This is a genomic window from uncultured Finegoldia sp. (assembly GCF_947252345.1).
In the GTDB taxonomy this organism is placed as follows: Bacteria; Bacillota; Clostridia; order Tissierellales; family Peptoniphilaceae; genus Finegoldia.
Window position 1 is genome coordinate 111,432 of the sequence record NZ_CAMXVC010000001.1, and the last position, 20,165, is coordinate 131,596.

Annotated in this window: 20 protein-coding genes and 1 pseudogene; 18 read left to right on the plus strand and 3 right to left on the minus strand. The window is 37.5% G+C overall.

Annotated elements, in window-relative coordinates; all coding sequences use genetic code 11:
• Nucleotides 1-3: 3 nt before the first annotated feature.
• From yidD to rpmH, 3 genes are read right to left on the minus strand one after another with little or no spacing between them, the layout of a single operon-like run.
• Nucleotides 4-216, minus strand: a complete 213-nt coding sequence (gene yidD / locus Q0X02_RS00560) for a membrane protein insertion efficiency factor YidD (RefSeq protein ID WP_297809972.1) — start codon at nt 214-216, stop codon at nt 4-6.
• Entirely contained in the window at nt 204-545 is a 342-nt protein-coding gene (gene rnpA / locus Q0X02_RS00565) for a ribonuclease P protein component (RefSeq protein ID WP_297809974.1), read from the minus strand. The genes yidD and rnpA overlap by 13 nt, the downstream gene beginning before the upstream one ends.
• A gap of 29 nt (nt 546-574) precedes the next feature.
• Entirely contained in the window at nt 575-709 is a 135-nt protein-coding gene (gene rpmH / locus Q0X02_RS00570; RefSeq protein WP_002835948.1) for a 50S ribosomal protein L34, read from the minus strand.
• A gap of 216 nt (nt 710-925) precedes the next feature.
• Between rpmH and Q0X02_RS00575 the strand changes: the two genes are divergently transcribed.
• From Q0X02_RS00575 to Q0X02_RS00660, 18 genes and pseudogenes are all read left to right on the plus strand, one after another.
• On the plus strand, nt 926-1,231 hold the full coding sequence (locus Q0X02_RS00575; RefSeq protein WP_297809979.1) for a helix-turn-helix transcriptional regulator: 306 nt from the start codon (nt 926-928) through the stop codon (nt 1,229-1,231).
• Nucleotides 1,224-1,814, plus strand: coding sequence for a methyltransferase domain-containing protein (locus Q0X02_RS00580; protein ID WP_297809982.1), 591 nt, complete (start codon nt 1,224-1,226; stop codon nt 1,812-1,814). The genes Q0X02_RS00575 and Q0X02_RS00580 overlap by 8 nt, the downstream gene beginning before the upstream one ends.
• Nucleotides 1,815-1,985, plus strand: coding sequence for a hypothetical protein (locus tag Q0X02_RS00585; RefSeq protein ID WP_297809985.1), 171 nt, complete (start codon nt 1,815-1,817; stop codon nt 1,983-1,985).
• A gap of 111 nt (nt 1,986-2,096) precedes the next feature.
• The gene (locus tag Q0X02_RS00590; protein ID WP_297809988.1) at nt 2,097-2,939 is read left to right on the plus strand and encodes an EcoRI family type II restriction endonuclease; all 843 of its coding nucleotides are present in this window, start codon (nt 2,097-2,099) and stop codon (nt 2,937-2,939) included.
• Between the two features lie 6 nt (nt 2,940-2,945).
• Nucleotides 2,946-3,929: an adenine-specific methyltransferase EcoRI family protein gene (locus tag Q0X02_RS00595; RefSeq protein ID WP_297809991.1), complete on the plus strand. Its 984-nt coding sequence runs from the start codon at nt 2,946-2,948 to the stop codon at nt 3,927-3,929.
• A gap of 505 nt (nt 3,930-4,434) precedes the next feature.
• Nucleotides 4,435-5,889, plus strand: coding sequence for a chromosomal replication initiator protein DnaA (gene dnaA / locus Q0X02_RS00600; protein WP_297809994.1), 1,455 nt, complete (start codon nt 4,435-4,437; stop codon nt 5,887-5,889).
• 287 nt (nt 5,890-6,176) lie between these two features.
• Nucleotides 6,177-7,271 (plus strand): DNA polymerase III subunit beta, encoded by a 1,095-nt coding sequence (gene dnaN, locus Q0X02_RS00605; RefSeq protein ID WP_297809997.1) that lies wholly within the window; start codon nt 6,177-6,179, stop codon nt 7,269-7,271.
• Between the two features lie 2 nt (nt 7,272-7,273).
• On the plus strand, nt 7,274-7,480 hold the full coding sequence (gene yaaA, locus Q0X02_RS00610) for a S4 domain-containing protein YaaA (protein ID WP_297810001.1): 207 nt from the start codon (nt 7,274-7,276) through the stop codon (nt 7,478-7,480).
• On the plus strand, nt 7,480-8,547 hold the full coding sequence (recF, locus tag Q0X02_RS00615; protein WP_297810004.1) for a DNA replication/repair protein RecF: 1,068 nt from the start codon (nt 7,480-7,482) through the stop codon (nt 8,545-8,547). The genes yaaA and recF overlap by 1 nt, the downstream gene beginning before the upstream one ends.
• Before the next feature lies 1 nt (nt 8,548).
• Nucleotides 8,549-8,794, plus strand: coding sequence for a DUF370 domain-containing protein (locus Q0X02_RS00620; RefSeq protein ID WP_297810006.1), 246 nt, complete (start codon nt 8,549-8,551; stop codon nt 8,792-8,794).
• Nucleotides 8,791-10,707, plus strand: coding sequence for a DNA topoisomerase (ATP-hydrolyzing) subunit B (gene gyrB / locus Q0X02_RS00625; RefSeq protein ID WP_297810009.1), 1,917 nt, complete (start codon nt 8,791-8,793; stop codon nt 10,705-10,707). Before Q0X02_RS00620 ends, gyrB begins: the two co-directional genes overlap by 4 nt.
• A 9-nt stretch (nt 10,708-10,716) precedes the next feature.
• Nucleotides 10,717-13,137, plus strand: coding sequence for a DNA gyrase subunit A (gene gyrA / locus Q0X02_RS00630; protein ID WP_297810012.1), 2,421 nt, complete (start codon nt 10,717-10,719; stop codon nt 13,135-13,137).
• Between the two features lie 9 nt (nt 13,138-13,146).
• Nucleotides 13,147-13,461 carry an STAS domain-containing protein gene (locus tag Q0X02_RS00635; RefSeq protein ID WP_297810015.1) on the plus strand — a complete coding sequence of 105 codons (315 nt, stop codon included), beginning with the start codon at nt 13,147-13,149 and terminating at the stop codon, nt 13,459-13,461.
• Complete coding sequence (locus tag Q0X02_RS00640) at nt 13,462-13,806, plus strand: anti-sigma factor (RefSeq protein ID WP_297810018.1); 345 nt, start codon at nt 13,462-13,464, stop codon at nt 13,804-13,806. It abuts the gene before it with no gap.
• 4 nt (nt 13,807-13,810) lie between these two features.
• Nucleotides 13,811-14,587, plus strand: coding sequence for a SigB/SigF/SigG family RNA polymerase sigma factor (locus Q0X02_RS00645; protein ID WP_297810021.1), 777 nt, complete (start codon nt 13,811-13,813; stop codon nt 14,585-14,587).
• A 92-nt stretch (nt 14,588-14,679) separates the two neighbouring features.
• Nucleotides 14,680-16,038 (plus strand): class II fumarate hydratase, encoded by a 1,359-nt coding sequence (gene fumC, locus Q0X02_RS00650; RefSeq protein ID WP_297810024.1) that lies wholly within the window; start codon nt 14,680-14,682, stop codon nt 16,036-16,038.
• A gap of 70 nt (nt 16,039-16,108) precedes the next feature.
• Entirely contained in the window at nt 16,109-16,336 is a 228-nt protein-coding gene (locus Q0X02_RS00655; RefSeq protein WP_297810028.1) for an LPXTG cell wall anchor domain-containing protein, read from the plus strand.
• Between the two features lie 372 nt (nt 16,337-16,708).
• Nucleotides 16,709-20,165: pseudogene (locus tag Q0X02_RS00660) on the plus strand (hypothetical protein); the annotation flags it as partial.

Genomic DNA, 20,165 nt, shown 5'->3' on the forward strand with positions numbered 1-20,165 from the left:
TTTTTATTTTAATGGGTCATATCCGCCTTTTGAAAATGGATTGCACCTTAGAACTCGCCACACAGTAAGCAACAAAGCCTTAAAAAAAGGCTTCTTTTGAAAAGCCTCCATCGCATACTGAGAACAAGTCGGATAGTACTTGCACTTTCCCTCTCCCAGATACGGCGATATAGCTTTCTGATAAAACTTGATTAAAAAAATCATTACCCTTGACATTTCTTACTCTGTGCCTTTCTACAAACGTGCAATAAAGCGGATTGAAGCTGTTTGTAGGTTAAGTCTTGCGTGTTTTTCTTGGGGATAATCACAATATCCAAGCCCTTGTCAAACTCAGAAAAATTAAGCCTAACAATCTCCCTGAGTTTCCTCTTGATTCTGTTTCTCTCAACGGCATTGCCGTATTTTTTAGTAACAGAGAATCCGATTCGACTTCCTTTTTTAGCATTGTACACAACAAGTGAAAAGTTTCTATTGTAGAAGCTCTTGCCCTTCTTGTAGACAACATTGTATTCCCTGTTATCTCTTAACCTTAAACTTTTATCCATAATTAATTAAAGGTCACAACAAATGTGACCTAAGCTGATAATACTTTTCTACCTTTTCTTCTTCTAGCCTTTAAAACAGCTCTTCCACCTCTTGTAGCCATTCTATTTCTAAATCCGTGGTCTTTTTTTCTTTTTCTGTTATTTGGTTGATAAGTTCTTTTCATCAATCGCACCTCCTAGTATAAAATAAAGGACTTTTTTCCTTATAAAAACACTACTCCAATTATACAAACCAACTCCCATATTGTCAAGCTTTTTTGTTGACAAATACCAATTATTTAGGAAAAATAATTTAATTAACTCATATCAAAAATATTTGATGTATTATCCCAAAAATGATATAATTAATGTATCAAAAATATTTGATATGAGGCGATAAAATGAATAACAAACAAATAGCAGATACATTCAAAGCATTGAGCGATGAAAAAAGAATAGATATTTTGCAATTGTTACAAAATGGAGAACAATGCGCATGTGTACTTTTAGAAAAATTGAACTTAACGCAATCTGGATTGTCTTATCATATGAAAATACTCACAAATTCACAAATAATACAATCCAGACAAGTTGGGAAATGGACATATTATAAAATATCAGAAAAACAATGTAGTAATCTAATGACACTATTAATAGACATCACAAAATTAAACGATAATAATAAAGAAAGGACAATAAATGAGTAAACAATACACAGACGAAGAAATAAGACAACAAGTGAAAAAATTCTACGACAACATAGCACAAGGAAAGACAACGACAAAAGTAAAATCAATCGACCTATACAAATCCCTCGGCTACGACACCAAACTACTACAACAACTCCCAGAAGAAATATCATCGGGACTATCGTGTGGAAACCCACTCGACAACCTCGTACTAAAAGACACCGACACACTACTGGACTTAGGCTGTGGAATGGGACTAGACGTGTTTATGGCGAGAATAAAATACCCCAACTCCAACACAATTTATGGAATGGACAGACTAAAATCCATGATAGAAAAAGCCGAAAAAGTCAGAGACAAAAAAGGGTTCAAAAAAATCGAATTTGTCCAAGGAGAACTAATCAAAATGCCATTTGAAGACAACTCCATAGACAAGATAATAAGCAACTGTGTCATAAACCTTGAACCAAACAAACTACAAGTCTACCGAGAAATCCATCGAATCCTCAAACCAAACGGAATGTTCATAATCAGTGACATCACACTCAAAAAACCACTCACAAAAGAAATTATGTCACTAGACAACATCTACGGCTCATGAGTGGGAGGAGCGCTTCTGGAAGAAGACGTAGAGAAAATCATCAAAAAAGCAGGATTTACAAACTTCTTTGCAAAAAGTGAAGAAGTCACAGACCAGTACGCAGAAAAATGGGGCTACGGCCTACAAATAAAACAATACATTCAAGAAACAATGTTTATCGGCAATAAATAAGCTAGTTTGTTTGAGAAAAAATAAAATAATTGTAGTAAAATAAAATTGTAAACAACAGAAATGTTATCAATTAAAAATAGTTGAATTTAAATTTTAAGGAGAAGTTTCTGAATGTCAAAAAATAATCAAAGTAAAAGATTAACTAAACAACACAAACAATCACATGGTGTTATTGGTATATTCGGTGATGAAGCAAAAAAGCATGACTTGTCAGTAGGGCAAATATCAAAAATAGTATTGGAAAAATTAGAAGAAAAATATCCAGAATTAACATTTAGATATAGAAGAAGTATAAGAAAATCAGAAATAAATAAATCTTTACAAAATTTAGATAGCGAGCTCGGTCAAATATTATTCATAGAAAACTCTAGAATAGAACCTGATGGTGGAATAATAGAGGTAAAAGATGATGAAAACAATTGGAGAGTTGTTTTAGTATCTGAAGCGAAATTTCAAGGCAAAGATATAGAAAATATTAAAAATGGAATACTTGTCGGAAAAAATAAGAACCAAGACTTGATGGAAGGTGGAAACGCAATAGAACGCTCATATAAAAACATATCAGAAATAGGGAATTTTATGTTATCTGAATCTCACTTTCCTTATGTTATTTTCTTGGAAGGTTCAAATTTTTTGACCAAAACTATAGAAGTTACGAGACCAGATGGTCGTATAGTCGTTCTAAGTTATAATTCAGGAAAATTAAACAGATTGGACAGGCTAACCGCAGCAAACTATGGAATGCCATTTAATACTAATCTTTGTATAAACAAAATTATAAAAAAAGATGATAAATTATTTATGCTTCAAGCTGCATCCATGTATACAAAAGGTGATGGTAGCAGCTGGACTAATGAAGAAATGTTTGAAATTTTAATGGATATTGCCCAGACATCGTTAAAGATGTTAGGTAGGGATATATTTATTCAGATTACAAATAAAAGGGGAAATTAATTATTCATGAGAAATAACAGTAACGATTTTTTAAGAAAAGCAAAAAAGAATAAGAATGATGAATTTTACACGCAAATGGTAGATATACAGAGAGAGTTAGAATACTATACAAATCAATTTAACTCTAAAATTGTATACTGCAATTGTGATGACCCTACAAGGAGTAATTTTTATAAATTTTTTGCAGAAAATTTCCACAAGCTTGGGTTGAAAAAGCTGATATCTTCTTGCTATGTTGAAAATGAAATCAATCTTTTAAATTTCAATAAAAAGCACTTTGCCAGTGGGTTTTACTATGAATATACGGGTAAAAAAGAGGAAAAATTGATACCAACTAAATATGATTTAATACCTTTTAGAGGTGATGGAGATTTTCGAAGTCAAGAGAGCATCGAACTTTTAAAAAAAAGTGATGTTGTGGTCACTAATCCACCATTTTCATTGTTCAGAGAACACATTGAACAAATAATGAAATACGACAAAGAATTTCTTGTTATTGGAAATATCAATGCAATCACTTATAAAAGCATTTTCAATTTGATACAACACAATAAGGCTTGGATGGGAGTGAATATGGGAAGGGGAATATCCGGATTCATAGTCCCAGAGTATTATGAATTATATGGAACAGAAACGAAGATAGATGATGAAGGAAATAGGATAATCTCAACTAACAATAACTTATGGTTGACAAATTTAGATAACGAAAAACGACACACAGATATACCGTTGACCCAGACATATAATGGAAACGAAACAATGTATCCAAAATATGACAATTACGATGGAATAAACGTGAATAAAACTGTTGACATACCCAAAGATTACAACGGGGCAATGGGCGTTCCTATTACATTTCTTCATAAATTCAATCCCGAACAATTTGAAATAATAAAATTCAGAAAGGGAAATGACAACAAGGACTTATCGGTCGATGGAAGATGTCCTTATTTTAGAATTTTGATAAAAAATAAAAGACCCAATATTTAAAATGAAAAACAAAAAACTTATCGACAAAATTTACATCAAAAACTGCGAGAACAAACCTCGTAGTTTTTTTTATTTCCACAAAATAAAAATTTTTGTGGATAACTTTTATCCACAACGCATTCAAAATTTAAAATATTAAACCTAAATTGGGGATAAGTTTTAAAAAATTTTCCTTTATTTATTAAAATTTTTAATAAATTTGTAATCAAAGATATGATTTGCTATAATTAAATTATAAAAAAGTATGAAAAGTACGCATTTATTAACAAATTGTGGATAAGTTGTGGATAATATGTTAATTCTTGTTTTGAAACTTAACGAATTTACTGTATTTTCTAATTTTATATCCACAATTATTTTTCTACAAATTATTGTGGATAAGTTGTGCAAATGTGAATAAATTATAAATTTTTTTTGTTTATTTTGAAATTTAGCTGTTTATTTTATGTGGATAACTTATCATTTTGTGGACAAATATGTTGATAACTGCAATTTGAGGTGAAAAATGACCGATAAAGATGAAATCTGGTTAAAAATTTCCAACACATTCAAGCAAGAAATGTCGGATTTGAATTTCAATACGTGGATTGCTCCGTTACAGCCTCTTTATTTGACAAACACAGAATTTATTTTGCTGTCACCAAATAGATTTACCAAAAAAACAATCTACAATAAATACTACGATGACATTCAAAAATATTTCGACTTCATCAGCAATGTCAAAAGAAAAGTCGTGATTATCGACCGCTACGAGATGGACAATTACAAAAGCGAACAATCAATTCAACAACAAAATCTCGACGGTCAAAGTTCATTGCTTGTAAATGAAAAAATTTCTGCGTCTACTGACGATTTGAAAACATACAATTCAACACCAGAACAACAGACAACCGAACAAGAGGATGACAACGAGATAGCACATTACGGTAACAATCTCATAAGCAAGTACAAATTCGAGACCTTCGTCAAGGGCAAGAACAACGAGCTTGCACTTGCAGCGGCTCTTGCTGTTGCACAAAATCCTGCAACAGCTTACAATCCTTTGTTTATTCATGGTAAAGCTGGGCTTGGCAAGACCCATTTGATGCACGCTATAGCTCATGAAATACTTAAAAATAACCCTAAGGCTAGGGTAATCTACACGACTAGTGAATCTTTTACAAACGAGCTTATTTCTTCTATTGGGGACAAGTCGACTAAGAAAAATTCACAGTTTAGGAAAAAATATCGAAACATTGACGTTTTGTTGATAGACGACATACAATTTATCGCTGGAAAGCAAGGTACGCAGGAGGAATTTTTCCACACGTTCAACGAGTTGTACAACCACAACAAGCAGATAATTCTGTCGAGTGATAGACCTCCTAAGGAAATCAAAACGCTAGAAGAAAGGCTTGTATCTCGTTTTGAGTGGGGGCTTATGGCGGATATTCAACCGCCGGATTATGAGACAAGAGTTGCGATTGTCAACGAGTATCTCGAACGCAACAACACTTCTCTGAATCCTGAAATCATCGACTACATTGCGATGAATGTTAAGAGCAATATTCGTGAATTAGAGGGCGCTGTGATGAATGTAGTTGGTCAGAAAACTCTGATAGGCGATGGAAATATAACGTTGGATTTGGCAAAAAACGTGCTCAAACAACTCATCGCCGAGACAAAACTCAGACCTGTAACTATTGATATTATCATTGAGTGTGTCTGCGATAGATACAACGTGACGATAGAGGATTTGCTTTCGAAGAAAAGGTCGAAGCAAATCGCATATCCAAGGCAGATTGCGATGTATGTAGCTAGAAGACTTCTCGACATTTCGCTTGTGAATATAGCGAGCAGTTTCGGGAAAGACCACTCGACTGTTATGCACGGAATCAAGAAAATCGAGACGGATATCAAGAAAAACTCCGAATTTAACGAGGAAATTGACAACCTAATCAACTTCATCCAGAATTCTTAATTTATTAAACAAAAAAATGTGGATAAATTAATTTAAGATATTTTCTATCCACATTTGAATATGAATAAGTATGTGGATAATTTGTTGATAACTTTAAAGTGATGATGTAGTTTTGTTAAATGTTGAAAGTGTTGATAAAAGTGGATTTTACCCCAAGTGTATTAACAGCCTTATCCCGATGAATAATGTTGAAATATTCAAATAAAACCTACTTATCCACAATACAAACACACCTACTACTACTATTACTAACTATTATTATTATTTTTATAAACGAAAGGTAAAATATGAAATTAAAAATAGCCCAAAAAGAATTATTAAAACACATCAATATTGCTCAAAAGGCTGTGTCGTCCAGGACTACTATTCAGATATTGGAGGGAATATTGTTCATAGCTGAAGAAAAATGGCTACGACTTGTCGCTACCGATTTGGAGCTTATCGTCGACACGAGAGCGATTGGTGAAATTTACGAGCAAGGTCAAGTGGTCATCAATTCTTCGATGATTGGAAATATAATAAGAAAGCTTCCCGACAGCGATATATATATAGAAGTTCAAAACAACAACATCAATATAAAATGTGAATCGACTGAGTTCAACATTCAAGGACAAGACTCGAACGAGTTTCCATCTCTTCCTTATATAGATAAGGAAAATACTTTTACACTTGAGCAATCCGAATTAAAAGATGCGATAAGAAAAACTTCTTTTGCGACTAGTATGGATCAGACTAGGCCGGATTTGACAGGGGTGTTGTTCAATATTTTTAATGACAGGATAGAATTTGTAGCGCTTGACGGTTACAGAGTTGCCCTCGACAAATTGTCGAATGTGAGTGATTTTGAAATGAAGGCCATCGTTCCATCGAGAGGGCTCAACGAAGTCTACAAGATTTTGGAAGAAGGTGAGATAACTCTCAGCATTATATCTTCCAATATTATTTTCAAATTGGAGAACACCGACGTGTATTCGAGACTTATCGACGGGCAGTACATTGATTACAACCAAGTTATGAAACAAGATTACTCGACAGTTGTGACGATTGGAAAAAGAGATTTGCAGATGGCTTTGGAGAGAGCATCTCTGATGGCGAAAGAGGACAAGGCGAACTTGGTCAAGTTGGATTTCAATGACAACCAACTTCACATCTCATCGAACACGGACATTGGAAAGGTGGACGAGTATGTCAAATGCGAGATAGGCGGAGATGATTTGATGATTGCATTCAACGCGAAGTATTTGCTTGACGGACTAAAAGTTATCGACGATGAGGACATAACGCTCAATATGAGTGGTTCGCTCAGACCGATGGTTTTTCGTGCGTTAAATGACGATAGTTTCACATATCTTGTTCTTCCTGTAAAATTAGCACAGAGGTAGAAATGATAGAAATTAAAATAGAATCAGAATTTATAAAATTGGAGCAGTTTTTGAAATTCGCATCGATAGCACAGACCGGTGGAATGGCAAAAGAGTTGATTAAATCATCTATGGTTAAAGTAAATGGACAGACTGAGATTAGACGAGGCAAAAAGCTTTATCCGAAAGATGTTGTGGAATTTGAAGGAAAAGAGTATATAGTTGAGTAATGTTCGTTAAAAATTTAAAATTATATAATTACAGGAATTTCTGTGAGATAAAATTGGATTTTTGCGAAGGTCTCAATCTTATTGTAGGCAGAAATGCCTCGGGCAAGACTAATATTTTGGAAAGCATAAATGTGGCGTTGAAGGCGAAAAGTTTCAAAACCAACTCCAACTCGCACCTCATCAGGTTTGGCGAAGATGAGGCGAGGATTGTGATGGAGGTAAATGACGATGGCTACGAGGACAAGATAGACATCACCATCAAAAACGACGAGAAAATCCTCAACGTCAACGAAGCTTTTGTGAACACAATCAAAGAGTACAACGAGTATTTCGAGTGCATTGTTTTCGTGCCGGATGATTTGAAGATAATAAAAGAATCGAAGTCACTCAGGAGGAAATTCTTGGACGAGTCGATAAGTGGTGTCGACAAGACTTACAAGAAGACGATAAAACAGTATAATCAGGTTCTCGATGAGAGAAACAAACTCATCAAAAATCACCGCTACAACAGTTATTTCAACGAACAGTTGAAGGCGTTGAATATTCAGCTGTCAGATTTTGGCTCATACATTATGCACAGGAGAAAAAGCTATGTCGAAAGGCTGGAGTTGATTGCAAAAAACATCTGCAATACTCTCAGCGACGACAACGATATGTTGTATTTGGACAATAATTTTACGGTTGAATACGTGGAGGATATGACCAATCAGAAAAACACATATTACAAAGCGTTGAGGGATATTATCGAGAAGGATTTGGAAAATAGGCAGACAAACTTAGGTATCCACAGAGATGATTTGGATATAATGATAAACGACAGACCGGCTAAGTATTTTGCATCACAAGCGCAGATAAGAACTGCTGTATTATCAATGAAGCTTGCACAGTTGGATTTGAGTAGGTTCTACAACGATAGAATGCCGATTATTTTGTTGGATGATGTGTTCAGCGAACTCGACGATTACAGAATCAACTACATAATCAAATACATCGAGGATTTCCAAGCTTTTTTGACGACTTCCGAGAGAAGCCCCGAAGGCTTGTATACGATAAGAATAGGTGATTGATATGTATTTGGATATTGGAAACAATAGACTTTTAGATGAAAATGAAATTATAGCTGTCATCAACGTGAACGACAAATTTTTTGATGGATTTGAAAAAAACGACTTGGAGTTTAGCAAAAAAATAGTTTATCTAAACGAAGATGAGGACATAACGGCAAGGTCGTTAGTAGTGACGGACAAGGGAGTTTATAAGTCGAATATTTCAGGAATGTATTTGATGAATAACTTTATGAAAGGAATAGAATGAAGAAAAACAGAGAATATACTGCAGAGCAGATTACAGTATTAGAAGGATTGGAGCCAGTTAGAGTAAGACCGGGAATGTATATCGGTTCTACCGACGAAAAAGGTCTACACCATTTGGTGTACGAAGTTGTTGACAACTCGATTGACGAAGCGTTGGCTGGCGTGTGTGATTTGATTAAAGTTACAATTAAAAAAGACAACACTATAATAGTTGAAGATGACGGCTCGGGTATTCCGGTAGAAACGCACCCAAAGACCGGCAAGTCAACATTGGAAACTGTACTTACAGTGCTTCACGCAGGTGGTAAATTTTCAAACGACGCTTATCAATACTCGGGAGGGCTTCACGGAGTTGGGGTTAGCTGTGTAAATGCTTTAAGTACATACCTTATTGCGAGAGTTAAGAGAGACGGCAAGATGTACGAGCAACGTTTCGAAAAGGGAAAAACTGTAAGTGAACTTACGGTCATCAAAGAAAACGTGCGTGGAACTGGTACTACGATAGAATTTTTGGCAGATGACACTATTTTTGAAACGCTCAACTACGACAAAAGTGTACTCGCCAAGAGATTTCGTGAGATGGCATTTCTCAACAAAGGCGTCAAGATAGAATTTTCCGACGAGAGAGAAGGCTACAAGGAATTGTTCCACTACGAAGGAGGCATCAAATCATTTGTAGAATACCTCAACAAATCCAAAAAACCACTCGAACACGAAGTTATGTATATCGAAGGGCAAAAGGACACGACAAAAGTTGAGATAGCTATGCAATACACTGAAAGCTACAACGAAACGATAGTTTCCTTCACTAACAACATCAAAACAATTGACGGTGGAACGCACGTTGTGGGATTCAAATCGGCACTCACTCGTGCACTCAACGACTACGCTCGTGACAAAAACATATTAAAAGAAAAAGACGACAACTTATCAGGAGACGACGTCAGAGAAGGAATCACGGCTGTAGTGTCGGTCAAGCTGAACAACCCACAATTCGAAGGACAAACCAAGGGCAAACTCGGCAACTCCGAAGCGAGAACAGTCGTAGATGGCGTTGTGTACGAGCATTTGAGTTTTTATTTTGAAGAAAACCCAAAAATAGTCAGAACAATCATTCAAAAAGCGTTGGCATCGCAAAAAGCAAGACTCGCCGCTAGACGTGCGAGGGATTTGGTGCGCAAGAAATCCGTACTAGACAACACGACACTTCCTGGAAAACTTGCTGACTGCCAAAGCTCGGACATCGAATACAACGAAATCTTCCTAGTCGAAGGGGATTCTGCCGGTGGTTCTGCAAAAGGTGGCAGGGACAACAAATTCCAAGCTATTTTGCCATTGAGAGGTAAAATCTTGAACGTCGAAAAGGCACACCTCGAAAGAGTTCTAAATTCAGAAGAAATCAAAGCGATGATAACCGCATTTGGAACGGGAATCGGCAAAAACTTCGACATCAGCAAACTTCGCTACGGCAAGATTGTGATAATGACCGATGCCGACGTCGACGGAGCACACATCAGAACACTACTACTTACATTCTTGTATAGATTTATGAAGCCACTAGTGGAAAAAGGCCACGTCTACATCGCACAGCCACCACTTTACGGAATCATCAAAGGTGTCAAGGTAATGGAATACTGCTACACAGAACAAGAATTGGAAGAAGCGTTGGAAAAATACGGCGAAAGAAACAACATCAAAGTTCAAAGATACAAAGGTCTTGGTGAAATGAACGCAGAACAGTTGTGGGATACAACGATGAATCCCGAACACAGAGTTCTAATCAGAGTCGAAATTGACGGAGAAGATGAGAACGAAATCGACAACACATTCGACGTCTTAATGGGCGACAACGTAGAACCAAGAAGACAATTCATAGAGCAAAACGCTGTATATGCACAAAACATTGATGCTTAGGAGAATAAAATGACAGAGAAAAAAATCAACATAAAACCAGCAGATTTGAAAAAAGAAATGGAAAGTGCATATTTGGATTATTCTATGAGTGTAATCGTATCTCGTGCGCTACCAGATGTAAGAGACGGACTTAAACCAGTTCACAGACGTATAATCTACGGAATGCAACAACAGGGATTGTTCCCAGACAGAAAATACTCCAAGTCCGCAAGACTTGTGGGGGATGTAATGGGTAAATACCACCCACACGGTGACAGCGCAATCTACGATGCAGTCGTAAGACTCGCACAAGATTTCAATATGAGATATCCACTTGTAGATGGCCAAGGAAACTTCGGCTCAATCGACGGTGACGGAGCAGCCGCACCACGTTACACAGAGTTGCGTATGGCAAAACTCTCACTCGAAATGTTGCGAGACATCAACAAAGACACAGTTGATTTTCAAGACAACTACGACGGAGAAGAACAAGAGCCGGTTGTACTTCCATCGAGATTTCCAAATTTAATCGTAAACGGCTCCAGTGGTATCGCAGTAGGTATGGCAACGAATATGGCGCCACACAACTTGGGAGAGACAATAGATGCACTAATTGCGACAATCGACAATCCAAACATAACGATTGACGAATTGATGAAACACATCAAAGCACCGGATTTTCCAACAGGTGCAAACATTATGGGTCTTGACGAAGTCAAAAAAGCCTATAAAACAGGACGTGGCAAAGTCAGATTGAGAGCACAGGCGAGAATCGAAGAAGTCAAAAACAGATACAAAATTATCGTCACGGAAATCCCATACCAAGTCAACAAAGCAAATCTAATCAAAAAAATCGCAGACCTCGTAAAACAAAAAAAGATTGAAGGAATCAGCGATTTGAGAGACGAATCAGACAGAAAAGGTATGAGAATTGTCATAGATATCAAAAGGGATGCAAATCCCAACATCGTACTCAACAATCTCTACAAAAACACACAAATGCAGACGACATTCGGCATAATCAACCTTGCACTTGTCAACGGCGTGCCGAAGGTATTGACATTGAAACAACTCATAGAATACTACCTCGTTCACCAAGAAATTGTAGTCACGAGAAGATTCCAATTCGATTTGAACAAAGCGAAGGCGAGATTGCACATAGTCGAAGGTTTGTTGAAGGCAATCGACAACATCGACGAGATAATCCACATCATCAGAACAAGCTACGACGATGCACAAGAAAAATTGATGGCAAAATTTGGATTTTCAGAAATTCAAGCACAGGCAATATTGGATATGCGACTAAAAAGATTGCAAGGCTTGGAAAAAGAAAAACTACAAGACGAGTTTGACGAGTTGACAGCCACAATCAAAAAAATCATCGAAATACTCAACAACAGAAAACTTTTGTTGAACATAATAAAAGAAGAATTGACCGAAATCAAAACAAAATACTCAGACGACAGAAGAACGAAAATCCTACGAGAAACTTCCGAATTTCAAGATGAAGAATTGATGGAAGAAGAAGATATGTTCATCACCATCACAAACAAAGGCTACATCAAACGAATCTCGACAGACGCATACAAAGTTCAACACAGAGGTGGCAAAGGCGTCAACGCAATGGGAATGAAAGACGGAGATTTCATCAAAGATATGTTCTCAACGACGACGCATCAGGATTTGTTGTTCTTCACAAATACGGGCAAAGTCTACTCACTAAAAGCCTACGAAGTCCCAGAAGCCGGCAGAAGTGCGAGGGGTTCTAACATAATAAACCTCATCCAAATAGACGCCAACGAAAGAGTCACACAAGTTCTTGCACTCGACAAAGACAAAGAAAACGACCAATTCATCGTGTTTATGACGAAAAAAGGAAAAGTAAAGAAGACATCACTTACACTTTACGAAAACATCAGAAAAACCGGAATAATAGCGATAAAATTCGACGAAGAAGACGAATTAATAGATGTAAAATTAGTTGAAAAAAATGAAAATCTAATAATAGTCACTAAAAATGGAATGAGTTTGCGATTTAACGTAGACCAATTGAGAGATTTGTCGAGAAACGCCATCGGTGTCAAGGCTATCACATTGAACAAAGACGACGAAGTAATCTCGTTTGAAGTTGTCCAAGACAACGAGTACTTGGCAGTCATCAGCGAAAACGGATACGGAAAGAAGACTGAATTGTCCAGCTACACACTACAAAACAGAGGCGGAAAAGGAATCAGAACGTACAAGATTGCCAAGAAGACAGGACTTGTAGCGTGTGCAAAAGCGTTGAAAGACGAAGACGAAATCCTATTGATAAGCAAACAAGCAGAAGTTATAAGAATAAAAGCGAGTGCAATCAGCACACTTTCAAGAGCTACATCCGGAGTGTTGTTGAAAAACACCGACAAAGGTGAAGATGCAATAGTCGCAGTAGCGAAGTATTTTGAAGAATAAGGAGAATTTATGCAATTAAACTACGATATAGTCACAAAAGATGACATCCTTGTCAGAGTTTCGGGCGATTTGGACATCAACTCATGCGATGAATTTCGTGACGATTTAATAGAAGAATACGAAAAACACCCATCCGACATAAAAATCGACGCGACGGGATTGGAATTTATCGACTCGACAGGATTGGGCGCACTGATAAAAGTCTACAACGAAATAAAACCCAACAACCACAAAATCTACATCGACAACATAAAAAAACACGTCAACAAAGTGTTCACCATCACCGAAATGGACAGAATTTTTGTCATAACAGAGGTGGAATAGATGGAAAAGTTCAGACTGTGTTTCGAAAACAAAAAAGAAAATGTATCTCTGATAAGGCTTCAATCGTCGTTCGTAGCGATGAAGTGCGGATTTTCATTGGATGACATCGAAGACATCAAATTGTGCACAAGCGAGTGTGTGAATTTGCAAATCGACAAATCCAACACGATAGATGTCACGATGACAATTGACGTTAATTCACTTGAATTTGTGTTCAAACTAGACGGCACAAACAAAAGAGAACACAACAAAAAAGACGAAATCTCAGAAATGATAATCCAATCGTTGATGGATGATTGCGAGATTGACGAAAGCGAGATAAAAATAATCAAGAATAGGAAATAACACGATGGCAAGAAAATCAAAAAAAGCACAAGAACAAGAAAATATTAGAGATTTATTCTTGAAATTCCAACAAACACGCGACAAAAAAACACGTGACTTACTTGTTGAAAAAAACTTGTACATCGCAGAAATACTCGCCAAAAAATACATTGGAAAGGGAATCGAGTACGATGATTTGTACCAAGTTGCCTGTATCGGACTGATATATGCGATTGACCGCTACAACCCAGAAAAGGGATTTGAATTTTCGTCGTACGCAACGCCGACAATCGTAGGGGAAATCAAAAAATACTTCCGAGACAAAGGCTGGGTGATTAGAGTTCCGAGAAGAATACAAGAGCTCAACAAAAAAGTCTCCGACGCCAAGACGTATTTGTCGCAGACGATGCAGAAATCCCCGACAGTCGAAGACATCGCAGACTACTTGTCCATCACAAACGAAGAAGTGTTGGAAGTGTTGGAAGGGGCGAAAGTCTACGCACCGCAGTCGTTGGACCAATCAGTCGACCAAACAAACGACGACAAGGAAACGAACCTCAACGAATTGATAGGCGCCGAAGACAAGGATATGCTCAGATTTGAAAACAGGGATTTAATCAACAGATGTATGGCAAATCTCAACACAGTTGAAAAGAAAATCCTACTCGGACGATATTTTGACAACAAAACGCAAATCTCGATAGCAAAAGAACTCGAAATATCGCAGATGACAGTCAGCAGAATGGAAAAGAAAATCCTCAAAAAATTCAAAGCTGCAATGAAAGAACAAATGGAATACTAATGGACAACAAAAACAACAAAGAGTGGAACGAAAAATCCACTCTTTTTGCAAACCCATTTAACTGATTTGAACTGACAAAAAGGAGTCACAAAATGAGAATCGAAAAAGACAGCATAGGAGAAATCGAAGTAGAAGACAGTGTTTTGTGGGGAGCACAAACACAACGAAGCTACAACAATTTCAAGATAGGAACAGAAAAAATGCCAATGGAGGTAATCAAAGCACTCACAAGATTGAAAAAAGCCTGTGCCATCTCCAACAACAAATTGGGAAAACTCACAGACGAAAAGAAAGAATTGATAGTGACAGCCTGCGACGAAATCCTCCAAGGAAAACACGACTGTGAATTTCCACTAGCTGTGTGGCAGACAGGCTCAGGAACACAATCCAATATGAACGTCAACGAAGTAATCTCGCACATAGCCAACAAAAAAAAGGGCGACAACATCATACACCCCAACGATGACGTCAACAAATCACAAAGCTCCAACGACATATTTCCATCGGCAATCCACATCGCACTCAAACACAAAATCGACACAGAATTGATACAAGAATTGGAAAAAACAGAAAAAGTACTCGAACAACTGATGAAAGACAACAAAGACATCATCAAAATCGGACGAACACACTTGCAAGACGCCGTGCCACTAAGATTGTCGCAGGAAATATCCGGATGGCTTTATATGATAAAAAAAGCAAAACAACACATCATTGAAGCGAGCAAATCGCTCAACGAACTAGCCATCGGAGCGACAGCAGTCGGCACAGGACTCAACGCAGTAGAAGGATTCGACCAAATGGTCGTAGACGAAATCAACAGCCAAATTGACCAAGAATTTGTCACAGCAGAAAACAAATTTCACGCACTCACATCGAAAGACGCCATAAGCTACACCCACGGAGCGTTGACATCACTTGCCAACAACCTACTCAAAATAGCAAACGACGTCAGATTTTTGGCAAGCGGGCCACGCTGTGGAATCGGCGAATTGACAATACCGGCAAACGAACCCGGATCATCAATAATGCCCGGCAAAGTCAACCCGACACAGGCAGAAGCGTTGACAATGGTCTGCGTGCAAATAATCGGCAACAACACGACAATCCAAGTCGCAGCAAGCCAAGGCAATTTCGAACTCAACGTATATATGCCCGTCATAATCTACAACGCACTACAATCAGTCACACTCATCAAAGACGCAGTCAAATCATTCACCGACAACTGTCTTCGAGGACTCCAACCAAACAGAGAAGTCATCGAATATTACCTGAACAACTCACTGATGCTAGTCACAGCACTCAACAGCAAAATAGGCTACGACAAAGCAGCAACCATAGCAAAATACGCCCACAAAAACAACACAACACTCAAACAAGCAGCACTAGAATTGCAAATTCTCACTACAGAAGAATTTGACCAATATGTAGACCCAAATAAAATGTGTTAAAAAAAATAAAATTGAAAAAAACAAAAACAAAATATATAATAAAATAAACAGATAACTCGGGGGGAGAACAATGAAACAAATAATGGGCAAGTGCCTTCTGATATTTACAACAGCAGTTGTATCATTGATGGGGACAATTAGCTATGCCGACAAACAAATCACGACAGCGAAGAAAATAAAAACACTACCACAAGCAGGCATCGACAACGAACACATACTCATAAGCATAATATGCCTAATAATAATCACAGGAGCGTTCTTCATATTCTTCAAAAAAAAAGAGAATAAACAACAATAAAAACAAGTGCCGAAAAGCACCAATATCACAACCACAAAAGTATGCAGATTTAAAAGGAGATTTTTCCAAAAAATCGAACCGATTTTAAAACATCCCCGACAAATCTGGCATACTTTTTTTTGCACAAATCCCATCACAACACAAAAAAACAAAGCATTTATTATACAAAAATATTCAATACAAAAAAACATCGCACAATCAAAACCCTCGCACAAAAACGAGAGAAAAACTTGACTTTTTTGGCGAAATGTACTACGGTAGAAGTAAAGCGAAATATTTTATTTTCATAAACAAACATTTAACAAAATGAATAAAATTCACGAAAATATTTCACACATCGAAAATAAGGGAAAGAACAAAAAAGGAGATTTTATGAAAAACAACGCTAACAATAGCAAATCAAATATTTTGAAAAAAACCTGCCAATGCCTCTTGACAACAGCACTTGTCATTCCAGCATTGACAAGCGTAAGCTATGCTGAACAAATCAATCAAAATGTTCAACAACACATTGAAGATAAAATTCAAGAAAACAACAAGCAACAACAAGCAACAAGCAACAGCAAGCAACAGGAACAATCAACAGAAAAAAGTAACAACAAGCAACAACAATCAAAGCTAAATGCAATTGAGGGACAAGTAAATCCACAAACAACTGAAGAACAAAAGTCGACATCGGACGAACAACAAGCTCCTAAAAAGCAAATGCCACAAAATCCATCACAAAGTGAATTGTCAGCAACAATTGAATCAAAATCAGCACCAGAAGCACTTATGGGTTCATCACGAAGTGCAACTGCCAATGATGTTCCACTTGCATTAACTGAAGAACTAACTACAGCCACAAAAACCATTAAAGGCACAGCAAATAAAGGGACATTTATCGAAATTTATAGAGGAAATGAATTATTAGGTAAAACTAAAGGTAGCGAAACTTGGTCATATTTCTTAAGCAGAAAAAAATTAAATTTAGGAGATACAATCAGAGTAGTAGAATATGTTATGAAAAGCAAACAACCAACAGGAAGAGAAGCAACAGCAACTGTAGGAGAACCAATAGCGGATACGGTTGGTGAGATTAAACAACCACCTATTGCCGATAAATCCATTCTAGTGCCAAGTTTAGAGAACACAGGAGTTGGCGAAGCAAAAATAATCGAGAAACTAAAAGAAGCCAACCCTACGATTGCAGACAAAATGCGAGAACTTTCATTTTATGTAGGGAATATGAAATCTAACACTGCTTACTTGGTGTTTACAGACTCATCCAGAAGACAATTGACTTACACAAAATCCGTATTCAAAGAAGCAGAAGTATCGACACCTGCTACAGTCAATCCGATATATCCGGGAGCGAGAGTCATCACTGGAAAGGTAACTCCTGGAACAAAGGTTAAAAGAATAATTGGAAATTTTGAAACAAAACACAACACATTTATAGATATACCTGTAAATCAAGATGGCACATTCACATACGAGATACCAGAAGATGAAAATATACAAACAATCAAGATTTACACCGAAGAACAAGGCAAGGTAGAAATCAAAAATGACCATAGCGTCGGCGAATTTAAACCCAACAAGACTGTAGTAGTCAATCCAAGTGAGATAAATGAAACAGAAAAAGCAAATGTAATACAAAAAATAAAAGACAAGGTAAAAGAAGATTACAAGATTGCCGATGAGCCAACTGTTACTATCGAAAACGGCAAGGCAACAGTCAAGAAAAACAATAAAGTAATAGGTGTTTTCGAAATTTCTGGATTCTTAGTCAAAAAAGTAAAAAACCCAACAGTCACTCCGGACACAACATCTGGAAAAGTCACTGTCACTCCTGACAGTACTGATGATATGGCGACAAGTATGGACATAACTTACACACCGAATGCAGAAAACGCACAACCTACAACTGTCACAGCGAAAAAAGAAAACAGAACATGGACATTTGATGGAGAAACACCAAAAGGTTTCACAATAGACGGAAGTACAGGAGTTGTCACAATAGAAAAAGGCCACGCCAAAGAAGGAGAAAATGTCACAGCCGTAATCAGAGGACAAATCGAAGAAAACAAATCTGATAAAAAATCAGGTCAAGTTCCGGACAAGACAGCTCCACAAAAGCCAACGTTCACAGTTGACGATAAAACAGGAGATATAACTGTAATTCCACCAACTGATTCAGACCTCGAAAAAATCGAAGTTAAATATAAAGGAAAAGATGAACAAGAAAAAACTGTAACAGTTCAAAAAGGCAATGACGGAAATTGGACTGCAACACCTAGTGGTTTAGCTGTTAATGTAAAAGAAGGTAAAATTATAATTTCAGCAGACAAAATCAAACCGGGACAAGAATTTTCTGTAAGAGCTTTTGATAAGTCAGGCAATGATTCACAACCACAAACAGAAACATCAAAACCATCTAGTCCAACAGTTGTTGTAAATGACGGTGCGACAGAAATCACACCAGTAGGTGATGTCGACGGAATGGAAATAACATACACACCAGCTGGTCAAAATGATTCTATAACTGTAAAAGTCAAGAAAAATGGAAACAACTGGGAAATTGACGGCACAACACCTGATGGAGTATCTATCGACAAGGGAGTTGTGACAATTGCCAAGGGCAAAGCAAAAGACGACTCAGAAATAACGGCGATTTCCAAGATAATTGTAGGAAATGAGGAAATAAAATCTGTCAATGCAACAGGAAAAGCGCCAGACACAACAGCACCACAAAAGCCAACAGTTGAAGCAAAACTCGACGGAACGATTAGTGTTACTCCACCAACTGATGCTGATGTTACTACAGTGGAAGTTTCCTATGTGGACAAAGATGGAAACAAAAAAACAGCTACTGCAACAAAAGGCGATGATGGATGGACAATTTCACAAGTTGAAGGAGTTTCTGTTGATAAAAATAGTGGCGTAATCACAATCGCAGACGGAACTACAAAAATAAAGACTGAGGTAAACGCAACAGCCAAGGACAAGACGGGAAACACATCACAAAAAGCAACAGCAACAGCCAAAACTCTTGCTGAAAGAAACGACCCAATTGTTCCGAAAGAAAAGACAAAGGTTGTTAACACATCAAAATTAACTGAAGATGAACAAAAAGAAGTTAAAAAATCAATCGAGGACAACAACAAAGACCAAGGTAAGAGCAAATTCCCAGACGGAACAGAAATTACAGTGGCAGAAGATGGAAAGGCAACAATAAAATACAAAGACGGTTCAGTAGATGAAATTCCGGCTAACCAATTAGTTGAAAAGAAAACTGATACAACAACAACACCAGGAACAACACCGGGAACGACACCGGGAACGACACCAGGAGCAACACCGGGAACAACACCAGGAACGACACCGGGAACGACACCAGGAACGACACCAGGAGCAACACCGGGAACAACACCAGGAGCAACACCAGGAACGACACCGGGAACAACACCAGGAGCAACACCAGGAACGACACCGGGAACGACACCAGGAACGACTCCAGGAACGACTCCAGGAACAACACCGGGAACAACACCGGGAACAACACCGGGAACAACACCGGGAGGAAACACGACACCGAGCGTTCCAGGAAATACAACTCCTCAGGAAAATTCGAATGGAAACTCATCGGATAATAACAACAAACCATCAGATGACAACAAACCATCAGGTGACAACAAACCATCTGACGATAAAAAACCATCCGAAGATAAAAAACCATCCGAAGACAACAAACAAAACGAAGTTGACAAAAAGCCATTGGAAAAAGAAAATAACAATTCAGTAGCGACGAAGGAAACTAAAAAGTACAAGAACGCCGACAAAGACA

What these genes read in the sequence shown, in the direction of transcription:
- dnaN (WP_297809997.1), top strand. Translation starts at nt 6,177, where the DNA reads ATGAAATTAAAAATAGCCCAAAAAGAATTATTAAAACACATCAATATT.
- gyrB (WP_297810009.1), top strand. Translation starts at nt 8,791, where the DNA reads ATGAAGAAAAACAGAGAATATACTGCAGAGCAGATTACAGTATTAGAA.
- Q0X02_RS00645 (WP_297810021.1), top strand. Translation starts at nt 13,811, where the DNA reads ATGGCAAGAAAATCAAAAAAAGCACAAGAACAAGAAAATATTAGAGAT.
- Q0X02_RS00640 (WP_297810018.1), top strand. Translation starts at nt 13,462, where the DNA reads ATGGAAAAGTTCAGACTGTGTTTCGAAAACAAAAAAGAAAATGTATCT.
- Q0X02_RS00595 (WP_297809991.1), top strand. Translation starts at nt 2,946, where the DNA reads ATGAGAAATAACAGTAACGATTTTTTAAGAAAAGCAAAAAAGAATAAG.
- yidD (WP_297809972.1), bottom strand. Translation starts at nt 216, where the DNA reads ATGTCAAGGGTAATGATTTTTTTAATCAAGTTTTATCAGAAAGCTATA.
- gyrA (WP_297810012.1), top strand. Translation starts at nt 10,717, where the DNA reads ATGACAGAGAAAAAAATCAACATAAAACCAGCAGATTTGAAAAAAGAA.
- fumC (WP_297810024.1), top strand. Translation starts at nt 14,680, where the DNA reads ATGAGAATCGAAAAAGACAGCATAGGAGAAATCGAAGTAGAAGACAGT.
- Q0X02_RS00655 (WP_297810028.1), top strand. Translation starts at nt 16,109, where the DNA reads ATGAAACAAATAATGGGCAAGTGCCTTCTGATATTTACAACAGCAGTT.
- rnpA (WP_297809974.1), bottom strand. Translation starts at nt 545, where the DNA reads ATGGATAAAAGTTTAAGGTTAAGAGATAACAGGGAATACAATGTTGTC.
- Q0X02_RS00620 (WP_297810006.1), top strand. Translation starts at nt 8,549, where the DNA reads ATGTATTTGGATATTGGAAACAATAGACTTTTAGATGAAAATGAAATT.
- recF (WP_297810004.1), top strand. Translation starts at nt 7,480, where the DNA reads ATGTTCGTTAAAAATTTAAAATTATATAATTACAGGAATTTCTGTGAG.
- yaaA (WP_297810001.1), top strand. Translation starts at nt 7,274, where the DNA reads ATGATAGAAATTAAAATAGAATCAGAATTTATAAAATTGGAGCAGTTT.
- Q0X02_RS00575 (WP_297809979.1), top strand. Translation starts at nt 926, where the DNA reads ATGAATAACAAACAAATAGCAGATACATTCAAAGCATTGAGCGATGAA.
- Q0X02_RS00580 (WP_297809982.1), top strand. Translation starts at nt 1,224, where the DNA reads ATGAGTAAACAATACACAGACGAAGAAATAAGACAACAAGTGAAAAAA.
- dnaA (WP_297809994.1), top strand. Translation starts at nt 4,435, where the DNA reads ATGACCGATAAAGATGAAATCTGGTTAAAAATTTCCAACACATTCAAG.
- rpmH (WP_002835948.1), bottom strand. Translation starts at nt 709, where the DNA reads ATGAAAAGAACTTATCAACCAAATAACAGAAAAAGAAAAAAAGACCAC.
- Q0X02_RS00590 (WP_297809988.1), top strand. Translation starts at nt 2,097, where the DNA reads ATGTCAAAAAATAATCAAAGTAAAAGATTAACTAAACAACACAAACAA.
- Q0X02_RS00635 (WP_297810015.1), top strand. Translation starts at nt 13,147, where the DNA reads ATGCAATTAAACTACGATATAGTCACAAAAGATGACATCCTTGTCAGA.